Source organism: Streptomyces sp. NEAU-174 (assembly GCF_052665095.1).
In genome coordinates this window covers 461,051-484,286 of record NZ_JBQTCE010000004.1, presented here as the reverse complement: position 1 = coordinate 484,286, position 23,236 = coordinate 461,051, and the positions used below count along the sequence as shown (strand labels likewise).

The 23,236-nt window shown below is 69.4% G+C and carries 16 protein-coding genes; 3 read left to right on the top strand and 13 right to left on the bottom strand.

All coding sequences use genetic code 11. The annotated features are described in order from the left end of the window. Positions 1-19: 19 nt before the first annotated feature. The 3 genes from ACT2CW_RS14630 to ACT2CW_RS14620 form a co-directional block, all read right to left on the bottom strand. Positions 20-859, bottom strand: a complete 840-nt coding sequence (locus ACT2CW_RS14630) for an alpha/beta fold hydrolase (protein ID WP_182472432.1) — start codon at positions 857-859, stop codon at positions 20-22. Continuing rightward, positions 856-2,187: an FAD-dependent oxidoreductase gene (locus ACT2CW_RS14625; RefSeq protein WP_445516868.1), complete on the bottom strand. Its 1,332-nt coding sequence runs from the start codon at positions 2,185-2,187 to the stop codon at positions 856-858. The genes ACT2CW_RS14630 and ACT2CW_RS14625 overlap by 4 nt, the downstream gene beginning before the upstream one ends. Before the next feature lie 170 nt (positions 2,188-2,357). Next, positions 2,358-3,011 (bottom strand): TetR/AcrR family transcriptional regulator, encoded by a 654-nt coding sequence (locus tag ACT2CW_RS14620; RefSeq protein WP_445516867.1) that lies wholly within the window; start codon positions 3,009-3,011, stop codon positions 2,358-2,360. 172 nt (positions 3,012-3,183) lie between these two features. Here ACT2CW_RS14620 and ACT2CW_RS14615 point away from each other — a divergent pair, with 172 nt between their 5' ends. Next, the gene (locus ACT2CW_RS14615) at positions 3,184-4,056 is read left to right on the top strand and encodes an NAD(P)-dependent oxidoreductase (protein WP_086884371.1); all 873 of its coding nucleotides are present in this window, start codon (positions 3,184-3,186) and stop codon (positions 4,054-4,056) included. Between the two features lie 175 nt (positions 4,057-4,231). Here ACT2CW_RS14615 and ACT2CW_RS14610 read toward each other — a convergent pair whose 3' ends face one another. From ACT2CW_RS14610 to ACT2CW_RS14565, 10 genes are all read right to left on the bottom strand, one after another. Further along, positions 4,232-5,656 carry a flavin monoamine oxidase family protein gene (locus ACT2CW_RS14610; protein WP_445516866.1) on the bottom strand — a complete coding sequence of 475 codons (1,425 nt, stop codon included), beginning with the start codon at positions 5,654-5,656 and terminating at the stop codon, positions 4,232-4,234. A gap of 455 nt (positions 5,657-6,111) precedes the next feature. Continuing rightward, positions 6,112-7,287, bottom strand: coding sequence for an acyl-CoA dehydrogenase family protein (locus ACT2CW_RS14605; protein WP_182472436.1), 1,176 nt, complete (start codon positions 7,285-7,287; stop codon positions 6,112-6,114). Positions 7,288-7,346: 59 nt separating this feature from the next. Continuing rightward, entirely contained in the window at positions 7,347-7,757 is a 411-nt protein-coding gene (locus ACT2CW_RS14600) for a (2Fe-2S)-binding protein (RefSeq protein WP_445516865.1), read from the bottom strand. Between the two features lie 2 nt (positions 7,758-7,759). Continuing rightward, positions 7,760-9,361 carry an aspartate aminotransferase family protein gene (locus ACT2CW_RS14595; RefSeq protein WP_182472438.1) on the bottom strand — a complete coding sequence of 534 codons (1,602 nt, stop codon included), beginning with the start codon at positions 9,359-9,361 and terminating at the stop codon, positions 7,760-7,762. 129 nt (positions 9,362-9,490) lie between these two features. Continuing rightward, positions 9,491-11,677 carry a discoidin domain-containing protein gene (locus tag ACT2CW_RS14590; protein ID WP_445516864.1) on the bottom strand — a complete coding sequence of 729 codons (2,187 nt, stop codon included), beginning with the start codon at positions 11,675-11,677 and terminating at the stop codon, positions 9,491-9,493. A gap of 55 nt (positions 11,678-11,732) precedes the next feature. Then, positions 11,733-13,331 carry a glycoside hydrolase family 13 protein gene (locus ACT2CW_RS14585; RefSeq protein ID WP_445516863.1) on the bottom strand — a complete coding sequence of 533 codons (1,599 nt, stop codon included), beginning with the start codon at positions 13,329-13,331 and terminating at the stop codon, positions 11,733-11,735. A 30-nt stretch (positions 13,332-13,361) separates the two neighbouring features. Further along, positions 13,362-14,237 (bottom strand): carbohydrate ABC transporter permease, encoded by an 876-nt coding sequence (locus tag ACT2CW_RS14580; RefSeq protein ID WP_445516862.1) that lies wholly within the window; start codon positions 14,235-14,237, stop codon positions 13,362-13,364. Further along, positions 14,234-15,193, bottom strand: a complete 960-nt coding sequence (locus ACT2CW_RS14575; RefSeq protein ID WP_445516861.1) for a carbohydrate ABC transporter permease — start codon at positions 15,191-15,193, stop codon at positions 14,234-14,236. The genes ACT2CW_RS14580 and ACT2CW_RS14575 overlap by 4 nt, the downstream gene beginning before the upstream one ends. A 4-nt stretch (positions 15,194-15,197) precedes the next feature. Next, positions 15,198-16,541 (bottom strand): extracellular solute-binding protein, encoded by a 1,344-nt coding sequence (locus ACT2CW_RS14570; protein WP_445516860.1) that lies wholly within the window; start codon positions 16,539-16,541, stop codon positions 15,198-15,200. A gap of 217 nt (positions 16,542-16,758) precedes the next feature. Continuing rightward, positions 16,759-17,757 (bottom strand): LacI family DNA-binding transcriptional regulator, encoded by a 999-nt coding sequence (locus ACT2CW_RS14565; RefSeq protein WP_208653165.1) that lies wholly within the window; start codon positions 17,755-17,757, stop codon positions 16,759-16,761. Between the two features lie 322 nt (positions 17,758-18,079). Here ACT2CW_RS14565 and ACT2CW_RS14560 point away from each other — a divergent pair, with 322 nt between their 5' ends. After that, entirely contained in the window at positions 18,080-18,361 is a 282-nt protein-coding gene (locus tag ACT2CW_RS14560) for a hypothetical protein (RefSeq protein WP_445516859.1), read from the top strand. A gap of 167 nt (positions 18,362-18,528) precedes the next feature. Next, on the top strand, positions 18,529-23,220 hold the full coding sequence (locus tag ACT2CW_RS14555; RefSeq protein ID WP_445516858.1) for an amino acid adenylation domain-containing protein: 4,692 nt from the start codon (positions 18,529-18,531) through the stop codon (positions 23,218-23,220). Positions 23,221-23,236 lie beyond the last annotated feature (16 nt).

Here is a 23,236-nt window from a genome sequence, read left to right as displayed (position 1 = left end):
GCGCGGCCATGCCGTACGGTCAGCCGCGCCCCACCCGGCGCAGGATCTCCGCCGCCACCGTCTCCGGGAACTGCTGGGGCTGCCAGTGCGACACGCCCGCGAGCCGTACGGAGCGGTAGTCGCCCGTGACATGGTGCGCGGTCTGTTCCGAAGCGAAGGCACCGACCGCCGGGTCGCGCTCGCTCCAGACGTAGGTCGTGGGCACCGTGACCGGGCCCAGCGGCTCATCGCTCAGCAGAGTACCGGCCCCGTACCACCGCAGTGCCGCCCGGAGCGTTCCCGGCGCGGTGTGGGTTCTCAGGTACCGCTGGATCTGCTCCTCGCTGAGCACACCCGCTCCCGGCTGTCGGTACCACGCCTCCAGTCGGGCCGCGCCGTCGGCGAGGAAGTCGGCCGCGGCGCTCTCGGCGCTGAGCGCCTCGATGTATCCCGAGTGCTCGCGCTGTTCGGGGTCCACCCGCAGCGCGTACCGGTAGGCGTCGAGATGGGGGAAGGCCACGGCGGTGAGGCTGCGCACCCGCTCCGGCGTCCGGGCCGCCAGATACCAGCCGACCACGGCACCCCAGTCGTGGCCCACCACATGCGCCGACTCGATGTCCAGCGCGCTCAGGATCCCCAGCGCGTCCCCGGCCAGCTCCCGTAGCGCATACGCCCCGGTCTCCGCCGGGCGGGCGTCGGGGGAGTAGCCGCGCTGGTCGGGGGCGATGGTACGCAGCCCGGCCGGGTGCAGCACCGGGGACACCTCGCTCCATGAGAGGCGGTTGTGCGGAAAGCCGTGCAGCAGCAGTACGGGCTCGCCGTCCTCCGGGCCCGCCACATCGACGTCGAACACCAGGCCCTCGACGGGGATCCGTGTCATGCCCGCACCTGCGGGAAGAGGTCCAGCGCCTGACGCACCTGGGGTGCGCGCAGCGTCCGGAACGGTTCGGTGAGGCTGATGACCCGTGCGTACGCCGCCATGACCTCGCTGTTCTCCCGCGCCACGGTGAGCAGCCGGCCGATGTAGTCCTGGACCTCCAGGACTTCGGGGGTCCTCGGGCCCTCGACGCCGGGGAAGCCCAGGTCATTGACGAGCGCCTGCTGCCACGCCTCGTCCACCGCGTCGCGGGCGAGATCGCGGAAGTAGCTGAGCGGGTCCGGCAGACCGTCACCGGCAATGTGCGCGCGCAGCACCAGCGCGCTCAGGGCCGCCACCGTCATCCCCTGTCCGTACGTGGGGTTGAAGCTGCACACCGCGTCCCCGGCGATCAGCAGCCCGGCCGGAAAGCCCTCCAGCCGCTCGTAGCGGCGGCGCAGACTGGTGGGGAACCGGTGTGAGACGGCATCGTCGAGCGGCTCTCCCTCGGTGACCGCCTCATAGATCTCGGGTGAGGGCAGCGACTTGAGGAAGGTGAGGAAGCCCTCCGGGTCGGTGGGCGGTACGTCGCCGAGGATTCCGTACGCGGTCACCAGATGGCGGTCGCCGTCGACACGGGCGCAGATCCCGCCCCGCGGATTGTCGGCCGTCGCGACGATGTCCAGGGAGAAGTCGCCGGGCGAGGGATCGGCCGCGAGGCGGTACGGGCGGGTGGTGTAGACGAGGCCGATCCTGGTCCGTTCCTCCTCCGCCACGGACCAGCCGGCCTCCGTCAGCCATCTGCCCGTCCGGGAGCCTCGCCCCATGGTGTCCACCACCATGTCGGCGTCGACCGTGGTGCCCCGGCCGGCGCCATCCACCGTCCGTACGCCCGTGACCCGGCCCCCATCGGGGGAGAACCGCAGGCCGGTGGCCTCGCACCGATCCTGGAACCGGACGTTCGCCAGCGCCCGCACCCGGGCCCGGACGTGCCGCTCCAGGGTGGGGCGGTCGGCGGAGACGGTGAGCAGCCCGGAGTGGCTGTCGCCCATGGGCTCGCCGTCCATGATCCAGCGGACGTTGCCGGTCATGTCGCCGGTCACCGCGCCGGACGCCACCAGCTCCGCCGTGATGCCGGGGAACAGTTCCTCGGCGATCTGCTGCCCCCGGGCCAGCAGTCCGTGTACATGGCGTCCCTGTGGTACGCCCCGCCGGTGGCCGGGGAGATCGGCCAGCTCATCACGGTCCACCACGATGACCTCGTCATAGACCTCGGACAGAACGCGGGAGACCAGCAACCCCGCCATGCTCCCGCCCAGCACCACGGCTCTTCGCCACTTCTTGCCCGCCATGGCGGGGTGCCTCCTCTGAATTCATCACCGCTCGTCTGGGCGCCACGCGTCACGGACGACACGGTGGCCCCAGAGGACCCAGGGAAATTAACTCCGAGCGGTCATCGGAGGCACACGGCGCGGTAATGTTCCGCTCTCAGGCGGGGGATGCGGGATTGGTCGCCCCGGTGTCAGCCGCTGACCGGCTCCGACTGCCCGGCGGCCGGTTCGCCGCGCCGGCTCTCGACCAGCGCGGCCAGATGCCGTCCCGCGTGCAGCAGCGGCCCCTCGCTGCGATGCACCTGACTCAGCGTCTCAGCGCCCTCCAGGGTGCTGAGCACGGTCGAGGCGAGGGCGTCGGCCTCGGTCTCATCGAAGCCCGCACGCTGGAGCCGGTCCGCGATCACGTCCTGCCATTCGCCGAGTGCCTGCACGCACGCCTCTTCTATGGCGGGGATGCGGCCGAGCGTTTCCAGCGCCGTCGTGGTGACCGGGCAGCCGTCGGCCCAGTCGGATTTCCGCAGGGACTCGGCGAGATGCCGGCTGCAATTCTCCAGTGCCTGGGCGGCGCTGTCCTCCTCACGGCCCAGGCCGACGCGGAGCATCTCGGTGAACTCCTGTCGGCCGTGCTGGATGGCGGCGACCGCCAGCTGTTCCTTGCCGCCGGGGAAGAAGTGGTAGACGGAGCCGAGCGTGGCGCCCGCCGCACGGGCGATCAGCTTGATGCCCGTGCCCTCGTACCCCTGGCGTTGCAGCAGCCGCGAGGCGGACCTGACGATGCGCTCGCGGGTGTCGCCGGTACCGCTTGCCCCGGGGTTCTCGGCGAGCTGCGACGTGGAAGACATGCACCCACTGTACTAGATAGAACGATCGCTCCAACCGGATAGAACGATCGATCCAGGCTCTGCTAGGGTCTGGATAGATCGTTCGTTCTACACGGCGATCCACGCCGTGCCCTGCCGTGTGTTCCCCCGCCAGGGCGCGGCAGCCCAGTCGCGAGAGATTCCGAGGAGAACCATGAGCAAGCAGCCCGTCACCGTGATCGGACTGGGCCCGATGGGCCAGGCGATGGTGAGCACGTTCCTGGAGCAGGGGCATGCCGTGACGGTGTGGAACCGGACGCCCGCCAAGGCCGAGGCCCTGGTCGCCAAGGGCGCCGTCCTGGCCTCCACCGTGAGCGAGGCCCTCGCCGCCAACGAGCTGATCGTTCTCAGCCTCACCGACTACGACGCGGTCTACGCCGTCCTTGAGCAGGCGCCGGACGCCCTGTCCGGGAAGGTCATCGCCAACCTGAGCTCGGACACCCCCGAGCGGGCCCGCGAGGCCGCCAAGTGGGCGGAGCGGCACGGGGCGGTGCACATCACCGGCGGTGTGCAGGTTCCCCCGCCCATGATCGGCAAGCCGGAGTCCTCCACCTACTACAGCGGCCCGAAGGACGCCTTCGACAAGTACGAGAGCACCCTGAAGGTTCTGACCGGCGCCGACTTCCGCGGTGAGGACCCGGGTCTGGCCGCGATGTACTACCAGGCCCAGATGACCATCTTCTGGACCACGATGCTCAGCTTCTACCAGATGGTGGCGCTGGGGCAGGCCAACGGTGTCTCCGCCAAGGAACTGCTGCCGTACGCGACGATGATGACGCAGATGATGCCGCACTTCCTCGAGCTGTACGCGGGGCACGTCGACTCGGGCGAGTACCCCGGTGACGTGGACCGGCTGGCGATGGGCGCCGCCAGCGTCGACCACATCCTCCACACCCACAAGGACGCGGGCATCAGCACCGCCCTGCCCGCCGTCGTCGCGGAGATCTTCCACAAGGGCATGGACGCCGGCTTCGCCGACAACAGCTTCTCCAGCCTGATCGAGGTGCTGAAGAAGCCCAGCGCCTGACGTCGGCGTCGGCGTGGGCCGGCCGCGGTGAGGTGACGGCCGGGCCCCGTTACGCGGTGGCTCCCGCCGGACCGGTGTCCGGCGGGAGCCACCGCCGTGGTGCGTCTGCCCCGGTGTCACGCGGGAGGCCTGGGCCAGTCCATCAGCCGGCCCCCGGGATCAGGGGCGCGGAGCCTCAGATGAGATCGGCCGCCTGCTCGGCCGCACGGAGACCGGACTCGATGGCCCCTTCGATGAACGCGCCGTGCCAGCCGCGGGCGATGTCCGCCCCCGCGAAGAGAATGCGGCCGTGCGGCTGCTCGATGGCCGGGAACAGCGTGAGTAGCTGATTGGGCTTGCGCAGACCCCAGCCGCCGTTGATGTATGGGGCCTTGCCCCACTCCATCACGCGGTAGTCGAGGAGCTCGGCGCCGGGGATGTAGGTGCGCACCGCCTCGAGCACCTTCGTCCGATTGCTCACATCCAGGGACGGCCCCGCGAAGCCGACCATGATCCGGCCCTTGGACGTCTGCTGCTGCGGGATGAGCATGGGGAGCGCCGAACCCTCGGCCGCCTGCCCCTGAACGGCCGGCACCTGGCCGCGGAGCTGCATCCACACCTTGGTGGCGAGCGGCACCCCGATCCCCTGGGAGGCCGCCTGGGCGTGGGCGGTGGGCAGTCCGGGGCTGAAGGCGATGGACCGCCAAGTGTTCGTGGGGGTGGCGACGACCACCACCGGGGAGGTGAACGTCTGCCCGTTCGAGGTCTCGACCGTCACCACCCCCTTGGCTTCGGTGATCTTGGTGACCGGTGTGCTGAGCCGGACGTCCGCCTTGGACTCGTTCAGCATCGCGGTCAACAGCGCGCCCATCCCACCGACCGGACGCAGGGTCATGGTGGTGGTGTAGGTGCCGTAGGACCCGCCGGAGAGCTGGATCCACTGCGCCATCCCGGTCAGCGAGCCGAAGGTACTCTTTCCGCCCGAGTAGACCGAGGTCTCCCCGCTCAGGGTCGCCAGCTCCTCGGGCGCCAGCGATAGCTCGCCGAGGCGGTCCTGTAGGGAGAGCGGGTCGACCGAGGCGAGTAGATCCTTGCGGTACAGCGGGTCGTGCGGACGCTCGAAGTACTTCTGCGACCCCTCGTAGAAGCTGTTCCACAGCGGCTCGACCACGGTCGCGGCCTGCTCCGGTGACATGGTCCGCAGACCGCTGGGCCCGGGCAGCACCACCTGCTCGGCCACCGTGTCGAGATACGTCCCGATGCCGTACCGCTTCAGCTCGGCGTGGACGAGTTCCTGCTGCGGGCCCAGCCAGGCGCCGCCCAGCTCCACCTGCTCCCCGCCGAACGTGGCGGTGAATATTCGGCCGCCGACGCGGTCGCGGGCCTCCAGCACCACGGGTTTCAGCCCGCGTGCCGCCAGCTCGCGGGCCACCGTACCGCCGGCGTAGCCCGCCCCGATGACGATGGCGTCCGCCGCCGTGGCCCCCGCCGCACTCGCCCGGCCGGACGCCATCGTGCTGATGGACGCTCCGACGGCGGTGGCACCAACTGCCTTGATCAGTCCGCGCCTGCTGAGCGGACGGCGGGTGGGCCCCGCGGGGGTGTGACTGTGATGAGACATGACTTTCCTCTGCTACGTGCGTGTGTGGTGAGTCGAAGACGGTGCCCCTGAGAAAGACGCGGAGGCTTGGCAGATCAATGCCGGGACATACGCGGTCCGCGAAAGGACTAGGGCAGGGTGGGGAAGGCTTCGGATTCACACGGCGCCGATGGCGGTGAACCCCCCAGCGCCCGGCTTTGATACGTCGGACGCGATGGATGAATTAGCCGCGCGCGCAACCACGCGTGTTTCTTCAAGCCACCCCCGTGAGGCTGAATCGCCCCGAGCCGTCTTGCCGACTCGGGATCAGTATGGAGGAACCGAGCACCGGCGGCGGCCCTGATTTCCTCACTCCGGTAATCGTCCGGTCTTCCGGCGCTCATCCCTTCGTCCCGGGCGGGTAACAACCGGTAATTCCGCGGAAAGAGAAGAGCCGGCGGGATGCCCGCCGGCTCTTGGGGAGTGCTGTCGTCCGATCAGATGTAGTCCGTTCCGGGCTCCAGACCGACGAGAACGCGCCCATGTGCCTCCAGCGAGCTGACCGGTGTCAGCAGCCCGTGCAGGGAGAGGGCCGTGATGTCGCGGTAGACGCGCTGGAAGGGAACGCCGCGCAGAATGGTCGACGCGGAGCTGATGTTGTACAGGGTCTCCACGGCCTCCTTCGTGGTCTGCACCACATAGCCGACCTGACCGCGGATCTCGGCCTTCTCCTCGACCGTCAGCTTCACCCCGGCGTCCTCACGCTCCTGGATGGTCCGCAGCCACCGCTGCTCCAGCGCCTCACACGCGGCGATCTTGTTGGCTGCGACGGCCACCTGCACCTGGGTGTACGGGTGCTCCCGCTGCTCGGCCCAGTTGGTGTAGGTGATGCCCTTGCCGGGGAGGCGTCCCAGGAAGAGTTCCAGGGCGCTCTTGGCCAGGCCGATGTAGACGGGGGCGCAGGTCGCGAGGATGTAGCTGGTCAGGTTGTAGTTACGGCCGTTGATGTCGGCGTTCCACCGGCCGCGGGTGGACGCGTCGTACACCGAAACGTCCACGACGCGGTGCTCGGGCACGAAGGCGTCGGTGACCGTGGAGGTCGCGCTGCCGGTGCCGGCGACACCGAAGACGTCCCAGTCGTCACCCACCCGCACGTCGTCGATCGGCACCAGCGCGAAGAGCTCCTCATGGGTGCCGTCGGGCCGCTCGACCATTGCCGCGCAGATGTTCCAGTCCGCACCGCGCACCCCGGTGTTGAATCGCCATGTCCCGTTCAGGATGTAGCCGCCCTCGGTGGGGACGAGGGTTCCGGACGGGGTGAATCCGCCGGAGATCCGCACGGAGCCGTTCGCGAACACCTCCTCCTGGGCCCGGTCCTGATAGAGGCTCGCGATCCAGGCGCTGGACAGCCACACCATGGACACCCAGCCGGTCGACCCACAGCTGCGGGCGATCTCCGACAGGAGCGCGGCCTGCTCGGCCACGGGGAGGTCCAGGCCACCGAACCGCTCCGGAACCGCGACGCGGAACAGCCCCGTCTTCGCCAGCAGTTCGATGTTCTCCTCCGGGATCCAGCGCGCCCTTTCCGCCTCGGCCGCGTTGCTCTGTAGGGCCGGGGCGATGCCTTCGAGCGCTTCGAGCACTTCGAGGTAGGCGTTCGTGGAGTCGGCCACGTGATTCTCCTTTTGATTCGATAGCGAATTTTCGCAGCTCTTAATATGTCCGAGGGTTCTTACGGTTCGCCGCAGCGGCAGCGGTGGTCCTCCCGCCACGCGGCGATGCGCTCGGGCGAATCGGCCTCTCCGGAGGCCATCAGCATCACCGCGGACATCGCCCTGAGCGGTGCGCAGGACGGGCAGGCGAAGCTGGACTCGTCGAGAAAGGCCAGCTGGGCGGGTGGCATCCGGCCCGGGGCGGCCAGTCCTTCCGCCGTGGTGATCCGGCCCCCGTCGGCCTGCCCCGCCGGCGTGGCACAGGCACGTGTGGCCCGGTCGTTCAGCAGCACCGTGCAGTCGCCGCAACTCTCCGTCGCACAGCCCCGCCGGGTGGTGTCCAGACCCACCTGGCTCCTCAGGACGTCCACCAGCGGTGCGTCGGAGTCACCCGTCAGCCGATGCGGAACACCGTTGACGACGACCGTCATCCTCACGTCCTCGCCGGGCACAGCCGGTCTCCGGCGTGTTCCTGGAGAATGCCGCAGATATCGCGCAGCCCCCTTTCGAGCTGGGCGATCTCGGCGTCGGTGAGGAGGAGGGAGGGTTCGAAGCGGAGGGTGTTCACCGCGCTGGCGGTGGGGAAGGTGCGTACATGGTGGCGGTGGAGCAGGTGTCCGGCGAGGAAGTAGCCGAAGAGCCCGCTGTCGGCGGCGCCCTTGATGACGGGGCTGGGGGAGGCGGACCGGTCGTGGAACTCCATGCCGAGCATCAGGCCCTTGCCCCGGACCTCCTTGACCACGTCGGGGAAGTCGGCGCGGACGGACTCCAGCATGGTGCGCAGGGCGTCACCGCGCTCGACAGCCTGGTGGTAGGCCCGTCCGCCGTCCTCCTCCAGCAGTTCCAGGACCTTCAGCGCGATATGGCAGGAGAAGCTGTCCTTGGCGAAGGTCGAGCTGTGCACGATCTCGAACTCCTGGCGGTAGCGGGCCTGGCGCACCAGCATCACCGAGGTTTTGGCGATGCCGCCGCCCAGGGTCTTGGCCAGGGTGTAGTAGTCGCCGCGCAGCCCGAGATGTGAACTGGCGAGCAGGGCGCCGGTGCGGCCCATACCGCTCTGGATCTCATCGATCACCACCGGGCAGTCGATCTCGGCGCAGAACCGCTGAATCTCGGCGGCGAATTCCGCGGAGAGCACATGGATACCGCCCTCACCCTGGATGGGCTCCAGCAGGAAGGCGCAGAACACCGGCACCTCACGCTCGACGATCTCCACCCGCCCGTTCACCACCACCGCGTCCAGCAGGCTTCGGCGCTCCTCGGCATGGATGGCCTTGAGGGCTTCCGGCTGGTCGCGGGGGACGAAACGCGCCTGTGCCCCCAGACCCTTGAAGGGAAGGCGGTAGCCGTGGTTGTGGGTCAGCTGGACACTGGCCCCCAGCTTTCCGTGGAAGCCCCCTTCCAGCGCCAGGAACAGCGGTGGGGCGGCCCGGTGCTCCTCCATCCGGGCCCTGATCTGTGCCGCCAGCGCCTCGAAGCCGTCCTCGCCCGGCGCCGGAGCGGTCAGCCCCGGGCGGGCGAACGTGGCGTGGTCGAGGGTGGCGGTGCCGGCGGCGAGCGCCTCGCGGGTCTGTTCCAGGTGTGCGGCGACCTCGTCCAGGAGGACGGCGAGCCGCATACCGCGGTCCATCTCGGCATGTTTGATCGCCGCCTCGACCGCCTCCGCGCCGGTGTTGGCGAAGATGGCGAAGTACGGCTCGGTGGTGTCCAGCTCACGCCGGATGATGCGGTTGAGCTCGCCCGCGAGGCGGTTGGCGTAGGGGTGGCGGGAGAACTGGGCGTGCACCGGAGTGTCCGCGGCCAGCAACTCCTGGGCGCACCGCACGATCTCCGGCCGGTTGTGGCCCAGCAGCACGGAGCCGTAGCCCCCGGCGAAATCCACCACCGGCAGCAGGCCACCGTCCTCGTCCCGCCGGTGGAGCGTGTTTCCCTCCGCCCGGACGTACTCCACCGCGAGCCCCGCGGTGTCCAGCACCGCCCGCAGATACGGCTCGGCGAGTTCCTGTTCGACCGACGCAGAATCCATCTCATCCATGCGCCCAGACTGCTCCCCACAGGTCAGCAAGCGGTCATCGCGCGGTCACACCCGGTCGGCCGGGGGAGGAAGGCTCCGCCATTACCCGGCGATGGGGATCCGGACGCAGGCGGAGCGCGGGCCCACCGGTCAGGAGGTCAGATACGCCTCCACCTCACTGACCTGGGCCGCCGGCCAGCCGGTGTTGCCGGTGACATGGAGCCTCAGGTAGCGCACATTCGTGCCGTCGGGCAGGGTGACGGTGACCTTGTTGCCGGACGCGGGGTCGAAGCGGTAGCCCTGCGAACCCACCACCGTCGAGTACCCGGAGCCGTCGGTGCTGCCCAGCACGGACAGGGTCTGGGTGCGGGCGCCCCACGCCGACGAGGGCGGCAGCTTCAGCACCAGCCGGCGGACCGCCTGGCCGGAACCGAGGTCCACGGTCAGGGCCTGCGGAAAGGCGTTGTTGGTCGACTCCCAGTAGGTGTTCGCGTCGCCGTCGACCGCCTTGCCGGGGGTGTAGACGTCCTGGGAGCCGGTCGCGGTGGCCGGGCGGCCCTTGGCGAGGTTGCGGCCCGGCTCGGGATCCGGGTTGCCCTGGCCGGGCCGGGGCCAGCTGGAGCAGTCCGACCAGGTGCTGCTCCAGCCGGAGTTGCCGCCGCCGTCGGTGAGGCTGAAGGTGCCGGAGCCGGACGGGTACGGGCAGTTGTAGACGCCCGCCGCGCCGACGCCGGCGGCCGTGACGTCGCTGAACTTCGCCGCCCCCTGCGCCTCGGCCTGGACGACGACCGTTCCGGGGTTGGTCACGGTCGCGCCGGACACATTGACGTTCTTGACCGCGTAGCCCCTGCCGCCGCCGGAGACGAACTCGAAGGCGCTGTACGGGCTGTCGGTGATGGTCGTGTTGGTGATGTTGACGGTGGCCTCGATCGCGCTGTCGTAGGAATCGACGCGCAGGGCGCCCATCGGGTGGTTCCAGTTGGGGTTCATGGCGCCCGCGCGCACCAGCGTGTTGCCGTCGACCGTGATGGTGCCGGCCAGCGGGTGGAACGGGTCCATGAACTTCTGGTTGGAGATGGCGATACCGCTGCCCAGGGCGTTGGTGTCGGAGATCAGGTTGTTCTTGACCGTGATGTCCGTACCGCCGTAGATGGCGATGCCATTGGCGAGGTTCGGCTGCGAGATGGTGTTGCTCTCGAAGCTGCTGTTGGTGTCCGGCGAGTTCAGCGACCACATGGCGAGCGCGTCGTCGCCCTGGTTGCGCAGGAAGTTGTTCCGCACGCGTACGTTCTTCGCGCTGCCGTTGAGGTTGAGACCGTCGGCCGTCATGTCCAGGAAGCGGCTGTTCTCGACCACCAGGCTGTCGTTGTTGCCCATCAGCCACAGACCGACCTTCAGGTGCTGTAGCCACATGCCGGACACGCTGGAGCCGGGGCCGAGCGAGCCGTTGACGAAGTTGTCGGGGTTGGAGTCGACGCGCTCGGTGACCTCGCCGATGACCGCGAAGTCCTTGATGTGGACGTTGCCGGAGGAGCTGGACTGGTCGATGAACCGCGAGGTGTGCACCACCGAGTGCCAGCTCCCGGCACCCTGGAGGGTGACGTTCTGCACGCCGTTCAGCGAGGAGGTCAGCTTGTAGTCGCCCGGCGGGATCCAGACCACTCCGCCCTGGGCCGCGGCGATGGCGTCCCGGAACGCCTGGGTGGAGTCGCCCTGACCGCTGGGGTCGGCGCCCTTGGAGGTGACGGACACCGATCCGGCGGGCTGCGAGGCGGCCGCCGCGACCTGTTCGAAGTCGGCCACGTCCACGGTGACCTGGGTGTTCGCCGCCTCGAAGGCGATCTTGTCACCGGCCTGCACGTCTCGGCCGAGCAGCAGCCGTGCGTTGTCGTAGAGGTGGTGGGTCTTCGACCCCGCGATCCAGCCGGTGTCCACATACGAGTACTTGGACGTGACCGCGATGGTCTTGACCAGCTTGGCGCCGTTGACATAGACGTTGAGCGTGCCGGACTGGCCGTCGGGCACGTTGTAGGCCACGTTCACCGCGTTGGCGGCGCGGGGCGCGGTGAACTCCACGCGCTGCCCGGCGGCGAGGCGGACGGCCTGGCGCCCGGATGCCTCGGAGGCGAGCGTGCCCTGGGTGAAGTCGGGGCCGATCTTCGTCCCCGTGGTGGTGGCCGACTCGGCCTCGGCCGAGGTGAACGGCAGGGAGGCGCCCGCGGCCGCGTGTGCCGCGGTGGGGGTCAGGGTGACGAGCGTGCCGGCCGCGAGGGCGACGGCCACGCCGATCGCCGACAGGCGTTTGGTGGATGCCGATGCGGTATTGCTGCGGTGCATGTGCTGATCCCTTCATGGTGGGGGTGGTGGGATAGCGCGGTGCGGTGCGGGGGGCTCAGCGGAGCAGCCAGGCCGCCGTGTCCCGCGGAAGGCGGCCCCGGTCGTCCAGCGGGCCGCTGCTGAGCAGCAGCCGGGAGGTGCCGTCCAGCTCGGCGGGGGTGTCCGCGAGGTTGACCACGCAGACCAGGCCGTCGCCACGGGCGAAGGCCAGGACACCGTCGGCCGAGGGGAGCCAGGTCAGCGGCCCGTCGCCGAAGCCGGGGGTGGCGCGGCGAACGCGGATCGCCGCGCGGTAGAGGGCGAGCATCGAGCCCGGGTCCTCCATCTGGAGATCGGCCGCGTACGCCGCCCAGTGCGCGGGCTGCGGCAGCCACGGCTCCTCGCGCGAGCCGAAACCGGCATACGGCGCGTCCGCCGCCCACGGCAGCGGCACCCGGCAGCCGTCCCGGCCCGGGTCGGTGCCGCCGGAGCGGAAGTGCATCGGGTCCTGGATGCGGTCGCGGGGGATGTCGGCCTCGGGCAGGCCCAGCTCCTCGCCCTGGTAGAGGTAGACCGCGCCGGGCAGGGCCAGCGACAGCAGGGCGGCGGCCCGTGCCCGCCGGGTGCCGAGGGCCAGGTCGGTGGGGGTGCCGAAGACCTTGGTGGCGAAGTCGAAACCGGTGTCCTCGCGCCCGTAGCGGGTCACCGTGCGGGTCACATCGTGGTTGCACAGCACCCACGTGGCCGGAGCGCCCACCGGGGCGTGCTCGGCGAGCGTCTCGTCGATCGACGTCCGCAGCCGCCGGGCGTCCCAGGGGCAGGTCAGAAACGAGAAGTTGAAGGCGGTGTGCAGCTCGTCGGGGCGCAGATAGCGGGCGAAGCGCTCGCTGTCCGGCAGCCACACCTCGCCGACGAAGACACCGCCGTACTCGTCGGCCACGCCGCGCCAGGAGCGGTAGATGTCATGGAGCTCGTCGCGGTCGACGTACGGATGGGGATCGCGGCCCTCGACGAAGTCGGGCAGCCGGGGATCCTTGGCCAGCAGGGCGGCCGAGTCGATGCGCACCCCCGCGACACCCCGCTCCAGCCAGAACCGCAGGATGTCCTCGTGCTCCTGGCGCACGGCCGGGTGGGCCCAGTTGAGGTCCGGCTGCTCGGGGGCGAACAGATGCAGATACCAGTGGCCGTCCGGCAGCCGGGTCCACGCCGGGCCGCCGAACTCCGACGTCCAGTCGTTGGGCGGCAGCTCACCGCGGTCGCCGCGGCCCGGACGGATGTGGAACAGCTCGCGCTCGGCGCCGCCCGCGAGGGCGGCCCGCCACCAGGGATGCTGGTCGGAGACATGGTTCGGCACGATGTCCACGATCGTGCGGATGCCCAGCTCGCGGGCCTCGGCGATGAGCTTCTCCGCCTCGGCCAGGGTGCCGAAGGCCGGGTCGATGGCGCGGTAGTCGGCGACGTCATAGCCGCCGTCCTTCATGGGCGACTGGTACCAGGGGCTGAACCACAGCGCGTCCACGCCGAGTTCGGCGAGGTACGGCAGCCTGGCGCGGACACCCGCGAGGTCGCCGGTGCCATCGCCGTCCCCGTCGGCGAAGCTGCGCACATACACCTGGTAGATGACGGCGGAGCGCCACCAGTCGTCGGGGGTCCGGGCAGGGGTGGGCTGGGCCACGATGGGAGCCTTTCTGTCGAGGGGGCGGTGTCAGCCCTTCGTGCTGCCCGCGCTGATCCCGGCGATGATGTGCCGCTGGAAGACGAGGAACAGCGCGACCATCGGGATGCTGGCGATGACCATCGCGGCGATGAGCACGGTCAGCTGGATGTTCTGCGACAGCTGGACGAGTGCCACGCTGATCGGCTGCTTGCCGGTGTCGGAGAAGACCATCAGCGGCCACAGGAAGTCCTGCCACACCGCCACCAGCGCGAAGATCGACACAACGCCGAGCACCGGACGGGACATGGGCAGCACGATCGACCACAGGGTGCGCAGCTTTCCGGCGCCGTCGATCTCGGCGGCCTCCAGGACATCGCGCGGGAGCTGGTCGAAGAACCGCTTGAGGAGATAGAGGTTGAAGGCGTTGGCGACGGCCGGCAGCCAGATCGCGAGCGGGTCGTTGAGCAGGCTGGTGTGGATCAGCGGCAGGTCGGCTACGGTCAGGTACTTCGGCACGACCAGCGCCTGGGCCGGGACCATCAGCGTGGCCAGGATGCCACCGAGGATCACCTTGCCGAAGGCGGGCTTCAGCCTGGACAGGGCGTAGGCGGCGGCCGTGCAGAAGACCAGCTGGAACAGCCAGGCACCGGTCGCCTGGACCACCGTGTTCCACAGGTGCTGCGGAAGCTGCATCAGCTCCCAGGCGTCGCCGTAGCCGCTGAGGTGCCACTCCTTCGGGGCAATGGTGGGCGGTGTCCGCGCCACCTCGTCCGGCGACTTCATCGCGCCGGTCACCATCCAGTAGACCGGGAAGAGGAAGGCGATCGCGAACAGCACCACCACGCTGGTGAAGACCGTCCAGTAGACGGCCCGGCCGCGGGGGCGGGCCAGGGTGGCGGGGGAGACGAGGGTCCGGGTGCTCATGCGTCGTCCTCCCCGGAGCGGGTGAGCCGTAGATAGAGGGCGGAGAAGGCGCCGAGCAGCACGAGCAGCATCACGCTCAGCGCACAGGCGCCGCCGAAGTCGTTGTAGAGGAAGGCGTACTTGTAGATCAGATAGAGGACGGTGACCGTGGCGTTCTCCGGGCCACCACCGGTGATCACGAACGGCTCGGTGAAGACCTGCATCGTCGCGATGATCTGCAACAGCATCAGCATGAGGATCACGAACCGGGTCTGGGGGATCGTGACGTGGCGGAGGCGCTGGAGCAGGCCCGCGCCGTCGAGTTCGGCCGCCTCGTACAGCTCACCGGGGATGGACTGGAGCGCCGCCAGGTAGATCAGGACGGTGCCGCCCATATTGGCCCAGGTGGCCACGATGACGAGGGAGATCAGGGCGGTGTCGGCGCCGTTGGACCAGTTCGAGGTGGGCAGGTGCAACCAGCGCAGCGCCTCGTTGGCCAGCCCGGAGCCGGGGTCGTAGAACCACTTCCACAGCAGGGCGCTGACCACCGGCGGGATCATCACCGGCAGATAGACCACGACCCTGAAGAACGCCTTGGCGTGCCGGAGTTCATTGAGCACGAGGGCGAGCAGGAAGGGGATCGCGAAGCCGATGAGAAGTGCCAGCAGGGTGAAGGTGAGGGTGTTCCGCCAGGCCGCGGTGAACTCCGGATCGTGCAGGACGCGGGTGAAGTTGGCGGTGCCGACCCATTCGGGGGACGAGCCGGGCGTGTACTTCTGGAAGGCGATCACGACCGCGCGGATCGCCGGATACCAGGAGAACAGCGCGAAGCAGATCAGGCCGCCGAGGAGGAAGCCATAGGCCCGGACCTGGTCGGCGAGACGGCGCCGCCCCCGCCCCCCGGCCGGGGGCGGCGCCTGCGCCGGGTGGACGGCGATCGTCGCCTCGGCGGGCGGCGGCGCAACGGTCTTGGTCATCGGGTCAGCCCCGGGCCAGAATGTTGTCGATCTTGTCGGAGGCTTCCTTCAGGAGCTGGTCGACATCGGCGTCCTTCTTGGTCAGGACGGCGGAGACGGCCCCGTCGAGCACGGAGTAGAGCTGCTGGGCGTGCGGCGGCTCGATCTTCATCCGCAGCTTCTGGTTGCCGTCGAGGAAGGTCTGGTAGTTGCCCACGGGGACGTTGGCGTTGGCCTTCTTGAGCTGCTGGTCCCTGGCGTCGGCGGCGCCGGTGAACAGCCGCGGCTCGGGCAGGCCCACCGGGGCGTGGCGCTTCTTGGCGCGGGCGTAGTCGCCGAGGAAGCCCTTGCCCGGGGTGAGGAACATGTGGTCGAGCCACTTGAGGCCGGCCCGGATCTGGGCGGGCGTGTCCTTCTTCTGGAACATGTAGCCGTCGCCGCCGATGAGCGTGGCCTTGCCACCGGGCATGGGGGCGATGGCGAGGTCCTTGTAGTTGCCGCCCTTCTCCTTCACCAGGATCGGGAGGTTGTCGGGCGCGGCCAGATACATGCCCAGCTTGCCGGAGCCCATCAGCTGCTGGGCGTCGTTGATGACCAGGAGCTGCTTGCTGCCCATCGAGTCGTCCACCCAGCGCATGTCGTGCAGGTTCCGCAGGACGGCCCGCGCTTCGGGGGTGTCGATGGTGGCCTTCTTGCCGTCCGCGCTGACGACATCGCCGCCCTGTGAGTACAGCTCGGCCGTGAAGTGCCAGCCGCCCTGGTTCTGGGCGCTGTAGTCCGCGTAGCCGACGGTGCCACCGCCCAGCTCGGCGATCCTCTTGGCGTCGGCGCGGACCTCCTCCCAGGTCCTCGGGGGCTTGTCGGGGTCGAGTCCGGCCTTCTCGAAGAGCTTGCGGTTGTAGATCAGACCCATCGAGTAGCCGGTGCGTGGGATGCCGTAGATCTTGCCGTCGACCGTGTAGATGTCGCGCAGCTGCTTGCTGAGGGTGGAGTAGCTCTTCAACTCCTTGACGTACGGGGTGAGATCGGCCGCCTGGTTGATGTCGACCACATGTCCGGCGTCGGTGAAGTACGTGTAGAAGACGTTCTCCATCTGGCCCCCGGCCAGCTTGGCGTCGAACGTCTTCGGGTCCTGGCAGGGGAACGCGTCATGCGCGACGACGTCGATGTCCGGGTTCTGCTTCTCGAAGGAGGCGATGTCCTCCTCGAAGAACCTGCGGTCGACCTTGGCGCTCTTGGGCGGCATGCAGTTGACCGTGATACGCGTCTTTCCGCCCGCCGAGCCGTCGCCCGACCCGCCGCAGGCGGTGAGGGCGAGGGAGAACGTGCTGAGCGCGATGAGAGTACGACGGAACCCGGTGCTTCTCATGGGTGGACCCCTCTGTACAGGAGCAGGGAAGCCCCACGGCCGTGAGCGGGGCGCACACAACCGTGAGTGCGCCGCACACTCAAGCACCGACGACATCGGCCCGCAAGATGTCGCGTAGATTCTGTAATTATTCAACTGCGCTGCGAATCATGTCGATTGAGGCGGTTGGTGTCTCTCGACCGCCCTCCCGGTCACCCTCGACGGTCCTTTCGCCCGCTCACTCCCTCGGCGCCTGGGCGGTGGAGCCGCGGACCACCAGCTCCGGCTCGAACAGCAGCTCCTCGGACGGTACGGACACCCCGCCGATCTGCGCGTTCAGCACCTCCACCGCCGCCCTGCCCATGGCCTCGATGGGCTGCCGGACGGTGGTCAGCGGCGGCTCGGTGCAGTTCATGAACGCGGAGTCGTCGTAGCCGACCACGGACACCTGCGACGGCACACCGAACCCCTTGCGGCGCGCGGCTCGTATCGCGCCCAGGGCCAGCGGGTCGCTGGCGCAGATGATGCCCGTGACGCCCCGGTCGATCAGCCGGGAGGCGGCGGCGTGGCCGCCCTCGATCGAGAAGATCGCCCGAGCCACGAACTCATCCGGAAGGTGGCCGGCGACCGCCCGCGCGGCGGTCAGCTTGCGTGCCGACGGCATGTGGTCACCGGGCCCGAGCACCAGGCCGATACGCTCATGGCCGAGGGAGGCCAGATGCCGCCACGCCTGCTCCACGGCCACGGCGTCGTCGCAGGAGACGGCCGGGAAGCCGAGGTGCTCGATGGCCGCGTTGACCAGCACCACCGGGATGTTGCGCTCGGCGAGCAGCCGGTAGTGGTCATGCGGCGCGTCGGCCTGCGCGTACAGCCCGCCCGCGAACACCACCCCGGAGACCTGCTGTTGGAGCAGCAACGCCACGTAATCGGCCTCGGAGACCCCGCCCTTGGTCTGGGTGCACAGCACCGGAGTCAGTCCGAGCTGTGCCAGCGCCCCGCCGATGACCTCGGCGAACGCCGGGAAGATGGGGTTCTGAAGCTCGGGCAGCACCAGCCCCACCAGCCGGGCCCGGTCGCCCCGCAGCTGCGTGGGCCGCTCGTAGCCGAGGACGTCCAGCGCGGACAGCACCGCCTGCCGGGTGGCTGCGGAGACCCCGGGCTTGCCGTTGAGCACCCGGCTGACCGTGGCCTCGCTGACACCGACCTTCTTCGCCACTTCAGCAAGTCGTCGCGTCATGTACGCAAGCGTAGCGCAAGTGCTGCAAGTGGCTTGCGTAAGCGGGGTGAAGAACGTGTGACTCCGGCGGCGGCTCCCGGCTCGGAGCGGAAATCGCCGCGCGCCGCTGACGCGCGGATCGGGCGGCCGGGTGAGTTCGCGCAGGTCGGCAATTCGCCCTATTTGCCGTCCCAAAAGTATGGGTTGACAGCGGATCAGCCAACGATCTAGGTTCCTTTCGAGGGGGCTCGTTGGACGGGGGACGGGGACTGTAGTGAGTGTTTCGGAGTTGCGTGCGTCCGATATCACCCGGACCGCGCGGCTAGTCGGATGTACTGCGCCAATGGACCGAATGATCGACCGGTTGACCTCCGGGATTGTCGCCTCGGTCCGCGCGGAATATGACCACTCGGTGCGGCGCGGCGGATTTATCGGCAATATCGACGCCGAGCACACGATCGACGCCGGTCATACGGCCCGCGTCGAGGGTGGGCGCAGGCAGTCGGCCGAGGCCACCGTATGTGAGTCCCTCGACTCTCCCGGCTCCATCGGCTCCATCGCCGCCACACGAGTCACGCTCGAAGAGCACTTGCCATTCGATCCCTTTCTCGGGTTCGCCGCCTAATGTAATCCCGGCCGTACTGCCGTTTAAGAAGCGTTACGCCATCAGTTGGCAAGCGAAAGCGACAGCACCAGCGGAATAGCCGCGAAAAGAAATTTCCATCAGTCGTCGGGGAAGGCTGTGTTGTGGGGAATTCAGGCGCACCCAAATCCCGTGGTCTCAGCGCGGCCATGAGCAATCTCTTCGAGCGGACCAGGAGAAACGAATCCACCGGCATTGTGCCGGTCGACCGGGGTCGGGAGCTGAGAGCGTCGTTCGCCCAGCAACGGCTGTGGTTTCTGGACCAGTTGGAACCCGGCAACGCCTCGTACAACCTCCCCTTCGCGGTGCGGGTGCGCGGCCGCCTGGACATCTCCCATCTCTCCCGGGCCCTTTCGCTCGTGGTCGCCCGGCACGAGGCGCTGCGCACCACCTTCGGCGAGGCCGGCGGTCAGCCGGTGCAGCGGATCGAGCCCCCCGCCCCCGTCCCGGTCCGCCTTGAGGTGGTGTCCGGCGGCTCGGAGGAGGAGCGGCTGGCCGAGGTCCGGCGGCTGGCCGGAGCCGAGATCAGCGAGCCCTTCGACCTGAGCACCGGGCCCCTGCTGCGAGCCAAGGCGCTGCGGCTGGACGAACAGGACCACGTCCTGCTGCTGACGGTGCACCATGTGGCAACGGACGCCTGGTCACAGGGGATTGTGGTGCGTGAGCTGTCCCTCGCCTACGCGTCGCTCGACGCCGGACGCGAGCCCGTACTGCCCCCGCTGCCCGTGCAGTACGCCGACTACGCGGAATGGGAGCGCGACTGGCTGTCCGGCCCGACCCTGCGCCGCCAGCTGGACTACTGGACGAAGCGGCTCGACGGCATGGCGCCCGCGCTGGAGCTGCCCACCGACCGGCCCAGGCCCTCGGTCGCCGGCCAGGAAGGCGACGCGGTGCGCTGGGAGTTGCCGCCCGAACTGATCCGGGCGGCCCGTCGGCTGGGCGCCGGTGAGAACGCGACCCTCTACATGACCCTGCTCGCCGCTTTCCAGCTCGTACTGGGCCGGTACGTGGACAGCGAGGACATCACGGTGGGCACCCCCGTGGCCAACCGGGGCCGCGCCGAGGTCGAGGGGCTCATCGGGTTCTTCGTCAACACCGTGGTGCTGCGGACCGACCTGTCCGGCGACCCCACCTTCCGCCAACTGCTGGGCCGGGTCCGCGACACGGCGGCCGGTGCCTTCGCCCATGGCGACCTCCCCTTCGAGTATCTGGTGGAGCAGGTGCACCCCGAGCGGGACCTGTCGCGGAACCCGCTGGTCCAGGTGCTCTTCCAGATGATCAACGTACCGGCGGAGCGACTCGACCTGCCCGGTGCGCGGACCGAGCCCTACGACCACGGCGGCATCCTCACGCGCATGGATCTGGAGGTCCATCTCGTCGAGACCGGGGACGGGGTTCTGGGACACATCGTCTTCAGCAAGGCCCTGTTCGACGCGAGCACCATTGAACGGCTGCTGCACCACGTCACCGTCGTCCTTCGGGGCGTCCTGGCCGAGCCGGACCGGCGCATCTCCGAGATCTCGCTGCTCGACGAGGCGGAGCGGGCGAAGGTTCTGGAGGAGTTCAACACGACCACGGGCCCCGTACCCGCCGGATCCCTGCCCGAGCTCTTCACCGCCCAGGCCGAGCGCCGCCCCGACGCGGTGGCCGTGATCAGCGGTGGTGACCGGGTGACCTACGCCGAGCTGGATCAGCGGGCGAACCAGCTCGCCCATCTGCTGGCGGGCCGGGGGGTCGACCCCGAGACCCTGGTCGGGCTCTGCGTCGATCGCGGCATCGAGATGATCGTGGCGATCCTCGCGATCCTCAAGCTCGGAGCGGCCTATGTGCCGATCGACCCCAACCACCCCCGAGACCGCGTCCAGTTCGTCCTGGCCGACTCCGGGGTGACCGTCGCCGTCACCCAGCGGCGCTTCACCAGCCTGCTCGAAACGCCGGAGGCGCCTGGGGTGCCAGATACATCTGGGATGCCCGACGCATCCGGAACGGCTGGGATCCGGCTCAGCCTGCTCGACGCCGAGCGCGAACCGCTCGCCGAGCAGCCCCGGACCCCGCCCACGGCACGGCCCAGCGCCCAGAACCTCGCCTATGTCATTTACACCTCCGGTTCCACCGGAGTCCCCAAGGGCATCCTCATGCCCGCCACCTGTGTGCTCAACCTGGTGGCCTGGCAGAAGCGGGCCCTGCCGATCGGTCCCGACGCCAAGACGGCTCAGTTCGCCACGCTGACCTTCGACATCTCGTTGCAGGAGATCTTCTCCGCGCTGCTGTACGGCGAGACGATCGTCGTCCCCGACGAGGAACTGCGCATGGACCCCGTCGAGTTCGTCAAATGGGTCCACGCCCACGAGATCGACCAGCTCTTCGTCCCGAATGTGATGCTGCGGGCGATCTCCGAGGAGGTGGACCCGCACGGCACCGAGCTGGCCGCGCTGCGCCACCTCTCCCAGGCCGGCGAACCCCTCTCCCTCCACCACGATCTGCGCGAGCTGTGCGCCCGCCGCCCGGAGCTGCGGCTGCACAACCACTACGGCCCCAGCGAAGCCCATGTGGTGACGTCGTACTCGCTCCCCGCCGAAGTGGCCGAGTGGCCGCTCACCGCACCCATCGGCCGCCCGATCGGCAACACCCGGGTGTATGTGGTCGACCGTCGGCTCCGGCCCGTCCCGGTGGGGGTGCCGGGTGAGCTGTGCGTGGCCGGAGAGGGGCTGGCCAGGGGCTATCTCGGCCGCCCGGATCTGACCGCTTCCCGGTTCGTGGCGGACCCGTTCCGCGGCGACGGATCGCGTATGTACCGCTCCGGCGACCTCGTGCGCTGGCTGCCCGACGGCAACCTGGAATTCCTCGGCCGGATCGATGACCAGGTGAAGATACGCGGCTTCCGGATCGAACCGGGCGAGATCGAGGCGATCCTCGCCCGGCACCAGGACGTGCTGCACACGGCCGTGATGGTGCGCGAGGACACCCCCGGCGACAAGAGGCTGGTGGCCTATGTGGTGGCCGATGCCACCGCCGCGGACCGGCACGGCCGGCTGACCGAGACCCTGCGCCGGTACGTCGAGTCCGCGGTGCCCGAGTACATGGTGCCCTCCGCGTTCGTCCTGCTGGACGACATGCCCCTGACCTCCGGCGGCAAGATCGACCGGAAGGCGCTGCCCGCCCCCGATCTGCGCACCGTGCTCGAGGTCGGCTACGTCGCCCCCCGCACCCCCGAGGAAGAGGCCGTCTGCCGGGTGTACGCGGATCTGCTCGGCGCCACCAAGGTCGGCATCGACGACGACTTCTTCGCACTGGGCGGCCACTCCCTCATCGCCACCAGGGTGGTCGCCAGGCTCCGGTCCGCCGTCGGTATCGCCGTACCGCTGAAGACCGTCTTCCAGCAGCGCACCCCCCGGGAGCTGGCGGCCACGCTCACCGCCGCGGCCCGCTCCGGCCCCGAACCCGAGCTGCCGCCGCTGGTTCCCACCCGGCGCGACCAGCCCGTCCCCCTCACCTTCGCACAGCAGCAGACGGACCTCTTCTTCGACGATCTCCTGAACGCCGGGCACTGGAACATCCCCATGGCGGTGCGGGTCTCGGGCAAACTGGACCTCGACTGCCTGCGACGGGCGATGGACCTGCTGATCGACCGTCACGAGGCCCTGCGCACCGCCTTCGTCCGGGAAGCCGACGGATATGTCCAGGTGATCCGGCCGAGCGCACCGGTCCAGGTGGAGGTGGCCGAGGCGCACGACGAGACCGAAGCCTCGGTACTGGCCGGCCAGGAGGCGGCCCGCCCCTTCGACCTCACCCGTGGCCCGCTGGCGAGACTGCGCGTTCTGCGGCTCTCCGAGTCCGACCATGTGCTGGTGCTCACCCTGCACCACCTGGTCACCGACGGCTGGTCTCAAGGTGTGCTGGTCCGCGATCTGTCCATCGTGTACGAGGCGCTGCGGCACGGCACCGAGCCCGAGCTGCCACCCGTACCCGTCCAGTACGCCGATGTCGCGAGCTGGGAGCGGAAGTGGTTGCGCGGACCGCTGCTGCAACGCCAACTCGACTTCTGGAAGCGGCATTTCGAGGGCATGGCCCCTGCCGAACTGCCCACCGACCGGCCCCGCGCCGCGTCGGCCCGCTACGAGAGCGACATCTTCCACTGGCGACTGCCGAAGGACGCCGTCGAGACCGCCCGACGGCTGGGCGAATCGTCCAACGCCACCTTGTACATGACGCTGCTGACCGCCCTGAAGGTGGTCATGTCGGCCCGCTCGGACAACCAGGACGTCCTCGTCGGTGTGCCCACGGCCAACCGTGGCCGGGACGAACTGGAGAACACGGTCGGCCTCGTCTCCAAGATGCTCGCGCTGCGCACCGAGGTGTCCGGCGCCACGGACTTCGGCACGCTGCTGGCCACGGTGCGCGATGCGATGTCCGACGCCCATACCCACCAGGACGTGCCCTTCGTGTCCGTTCTCCAGCACATCGGTGACCACACCGCCGATCCCGCCGGGGACTCCGTCGGGGGTCGTTCCGGGACGCGGCTGTCGGACGATCCACCAGTGAAGGTGATCTTTCAGATCGTCAACACCCCGCCGAGGCCACTTCGGCTCACCGGACTGACGGCCGAGCCGTTCCTGATGACCCACCCGCCGGTGACCGTCAACGTGGACATGGAGATCGACCTGTACGAGAGCGCGGAGGACGGCGGCCTCGCCGGCACCGTGCTGTTCAGCAAGTCCCTCTTTGACCGCGCCACGATCGAGCGGTTCTGCGACGACGTGGTGGCGGTCGTCTCCGCGGCCGCCGCGGATCCCGGACGGGCGGTCTCGCAGGTGTGGCACGGCCGGGGCCACAGCCAGTGAACGATCCCGCCCCGAG